This is a genomic window from Rossellomorea sp. NPDC071047, assembly GCF_050270195.1.
In the GTDB taxonomy this organism is placed as follows: domain Bacteria; phylum Bacillota; class Bacilli; order Bacillales; family Bacillaceae_B; genus Rossellomorea.
Genome location: NZ_JBNNJT010000018.1, coordinates 1 through 1216 on the forward strand (window position 1 = coordinate 1; position 1216 = coordinate 1216).

Consider the following 1216-nt stretch of genomic DNA (forward strand, 5'->3'; position numbering starts at 1 on the left):
TAAAAGTTTGAATAGCTCTTTAAAAATAAATCTAGAATTAACGTTGACGTATTGTCTTGTTTTGTTCAGTTTTCAAGGTTCAATGTGTAAGTGCTCCTCTCGAAGCGACCCTTACTATGTTACACGATCATTCATTTGATGTCAACAACTTTTTTGAGAAAGTTTCGATCAAGTTCATCGTGTTTTGTTGGCCGTTTGTGGCAACAAATAATACTTTACCAGTTAACTTCGCAGAAGTCAACTTCTTTTTAGGTGTTTTTCAACTTTAATATTTATTAAGTTATTAAACACTTAAAACGAGCCTAAAAGAGATATTAATTAACTTCCCTTATAAAAGGCGGAAAAACAATAATATCACAAACATCGATTTAATAACAATACCTTTTTTATTATTTATAGGTGTCTGAGTGTTCAGTTTAGAATACCTACACTATATATATACACATAGAAAAGAATCTTAAACATATCCGCTTGATGATTTCAGGTTACCTGATTATCTCCGCGTTTAGATTGAGGTATTCTGAATGGAAATATGCCGCTGAGTTCCTGCAGGATAACTAAATTATTGAGAGGTAGGGAGAGTTCCAGATCTGAAGGTGGTCGAAATCAATTGCGACACTCTTAGGCAAAAGCTAATTTTAGTTTGTATTTTTTGATATTTTTTAACTTTCTAATATATTAATCGTTCAATACTAGAATCAGTGCGTGTTTTATCATTAAAAATAGAACGATTTAGCCCTATACAATGTACGATCGGTAATAATCAGACCTACAATATAGATTGTGGCTTCAATTGTCAGAGCATTATAGGGGGCCATTAAAATAATTGCATCAAAATAGATCGAAATTGCGTCTTTTTTATTTTTATTTCGTCGTTTACATCCGTTATTGTGTCATTTTGTTTTAGAATTGCGATTTTTTTCCAAATACATCCAAAAACATTGTCCGTATTTTAATCGCAATCTGTCCTTCATTTCTTATTTTAATAGTACGATCAGCCTTCAATAACATTTCTTCAACAAATAAAAACGCAAAAAATCCGCCCTCTCTATCCTATAACCAAATTGTTCTTCGAACCAAGAACTCATTTACATGAAAACACAAAAAAGAGCAGCCCCTAAGAGCTACTCTTTTTCTATTTGCCTGGCGACGTCCTACTCTCACAGGGGGAGATCCCCCAACTACCATCGGCGCTGAAGAGCTTAACTTCCGTGTT

1 rRNA gene is annotated in these 1216 nt (G+C 33.5%); it reads right to left on the reverse strand.

Annotated elements, in window-relative coordinates:
- Window positions 1-1141: 1141 nt before the first annotated feature.
- Window positions 1142-1216: ribosomal RNA gene (gene rrf / locus ACQKFO_RS23580) — 5S ribosomal RNA — on the reverse strand; the annotation flags it as partial.